The sequence below is a fragment of the uncultured Fretibacterium sp. genome (genome assembly GCF_938030725.1).
Taxonomy (GTDB): domain Bacteria; phylum Synergistota; class Synergistia; order Synergistales; family Aminobacteriaceae; genus Fretibacterium.
This window is the reverse complement of record NZ_CALHIQ010000173.1, coordinates 1-2,498: the sequence shown is the minus strand read 5'-3', so window position 1 is coordinate 2,498 and position 2,498 is coordinate 1. Positions and strand designations below refer to the sequence as shown.

Below are 2,498 nucleotides of genomic sequence, written 5' to 3'. Positions count from 1 at the left end.
CCTGAACGATCAGGTGCAGCAGATCTACGACCGCGGCGCTGAGGAGTACAGGATATGGGACCTTGAACGCACGGAAAGGAAGGACACGATCTACACCGACCTGCGGGACACGCTGGAGAAGCGGAAGGCCGACCTGCCAAAGGTCGTCACCGGGCCGGAGGACCTCAAGAAGCAGTACAAGGGGTTGAGTGGTAAGGCGGCGAAGGCCAGAGACTGGACCTATGCCGTGACGCTGGCAAAGGACCGCTTCTTCGACTGGCTTGACCACGGGCGCACGGGTTATCACGGACCGTTCGTCAAGTACTTCGTCGATATGACGGCAGCAGCCCGAGACGAATCGTTGCGGCACATTCAGGCGCGGCGGGAGTGGGTGGAGACGGGGCTGCGGGAACTGGGGTTCCGGGTGTCCGACTTCGCGCGAATCGCGACCACATACAACGGGAAGGACTACACCTGGAGCGAGATTCAGGAAATCTACATGGGACTGCGCAACGAGAAGAAGGCACAGGCCATCCTGAACGGCAACTTCAAGAACTCTCTCGACGCCTCGGGCGACACAGCGTACCTGATCAGCCTCCTGAGCGAAGAGCACAAGCGGGCGGCGGAGCTGGTGGCGGAGGACCACAACAGGAACGTGGACCGCATCGAGGCCGGGATGATCGCGGCGTACCAGAAGGGCATGGAGCGGGAGACGGACTACACCTCAATCCACCGTCTGGAGCGCGTGTCGTCCATGGGGCTGATCGACGCCGAAAGCGATGAGGCGTTGCTGAACGGGCTGTCGAACGCAGACGTCCTTCGGCGCGTCGAGGATGGGTTCATGAAGAAGCGCGTCGCGATGAAGGCTGAGAACCAGACGCCTATTCACCTGGGGCTCTGGGAGAACTGGCACTCCGACGTAGCGCGCCACGAGCACGCGGCGGCGATGGCAGTTACAGCCCGCGACCTTGCGGGGGCACTGCTCACCCGCGACCCGAAGAGCGGTAAGACGCTGGGGAGGATGATTAAGGAGCGCTTCGGGGACGAGGCGTGGCACACGCTGGTTAGCTTTTTCAACGACGACGTGATGGATGACACGCGGCTGGCGCACAACGTACTGGACCGGCTTTCCAGCGCTCTAGCAAAGAACATGAGCATCGCCTACCTGGCGGGGAACCTGTCGACGGTTCTGAAGCAGACGACCTCCATCCCACGCTTCCTCATCACGGCGGGACCGCACCGGATACTGGTGGCCCTGGGGCACTTCCTGCTCCGCGGGTCGAGGTTTCTGGAAGAGGTTTACACGATGGACCCGCAACTGCGGGAGCGCAACGGCAGCCCGCTTCTGGCGATGATTCGGGAGGACCCGCAGTGGGGCAAGCGCATGGTGCAGCAGGGGCTGGACTGGCTCCTGGAGCCGATCTCCATGGTGGACCGCTGGGTGGCGGCGATCGGCTGGAAGGCGACCTATGACGCCAACGTGAAGAAGCTGGGGTACGAGGGCGCGGTGCGGGAGGCGCAGCGGGCCGTCCGTCTGACGCAGCAGCCCGCAAGCGCGCGTGATACCGCGCGGATGTGGCGACAGAACGGTTTTGTCCGGCTGGCGATGATCTTCACCTCCGACGCGGCCTCGACGTTCGGCATGACCGCCTACGACCTGGTGCAGCAGCTCCGGGGCGGGAAGCTTGGTAAGGCGTTCATGACCCTGACGGCGCTGACGGTGACGGCCATCCTGATGAAGGCAGCTAACGAGGGGGTCCCTGACGATGAGGACGATGACGAGGAGGGGCGCAACTGGGCTCTGGAGGCGTTCACGGAACAGGCCATTGCCTCGATCCCGCTGGCGGGCAAGGAGGCGATGGTCCTCTACGACAGCATGAGGGGCAAGTATCAGGGGACGCAGTACAGCGCGATCATGGCGCCGATCGTGAAGCTTGGTCAGGCGTACCACCTCCTGAGCAAAGAGGACAGCGACGAGGAGGACCAGCGCAGGGCGACGTGGCTGGCGCTTGAGGCGTTCAGCCTGTCGGGGGTCGCGCCCATCCCCGTGACGGGGATGCGAAGGGTCGTGCAGTCCTTCGATATGGCAAAGGAGGACGGCATGGCCGCTGCGCTGAACCTGGTGGGCATACGGAGGCGGCCGGAGTAGGCCGCCTCGTTTGTTGAAAGGAGGCAGAGGATGCCAACATATCGCAACGACACGGAGACGCGGATAACGTTTCCGGACAAGCATTACATCTCATGGCAACCGGGAGAGGCTAGAGCCCTCCCGTTTTTTGTCCCCCACGAGATGCTGGGGCTGACGCTGGTGGGGCCGGAGCCGCACGTTCTGCGGGATCCGGCGCGCGGGTTCGGGTACACGGAGTTTGTGGTGAAGGCCGGGACGCCAACCGTCTACAAGCTCCCCTACGCGGAGACGGTGGAAATCTCCGTCATGGCTCCTAAAGGGCTGGTGCGGATGTACGTCGGGGACCGGGCGGAGCCCATCGCCGTCGATCCGCAGAATAACCATGCGTCGC

General features: G+C 63.6%; 2 protein-coding genes. Both read left to right on the top strand.

Annotated elements, in window-relative coordinates; all coding sequences use genetic code 11:
• Positions 1-2,128: hypothetical protein (locus Q0629_RS09660; RefSeq protein WP_298781906.1), on the top strand; the 2,128-nt coding region annotated here is incomplete at its 5' end.
• Positions 2,129-2,158: 30 nt separating this feature from the next.
• A partial coding sequence (locus tag Q0629_RS09655; RefSeq protein ID WP_298781905.1) for a hypothetical protein occupies positions 2,159-2,498 on the top strand: 340 nt, incomplete at its 3' end.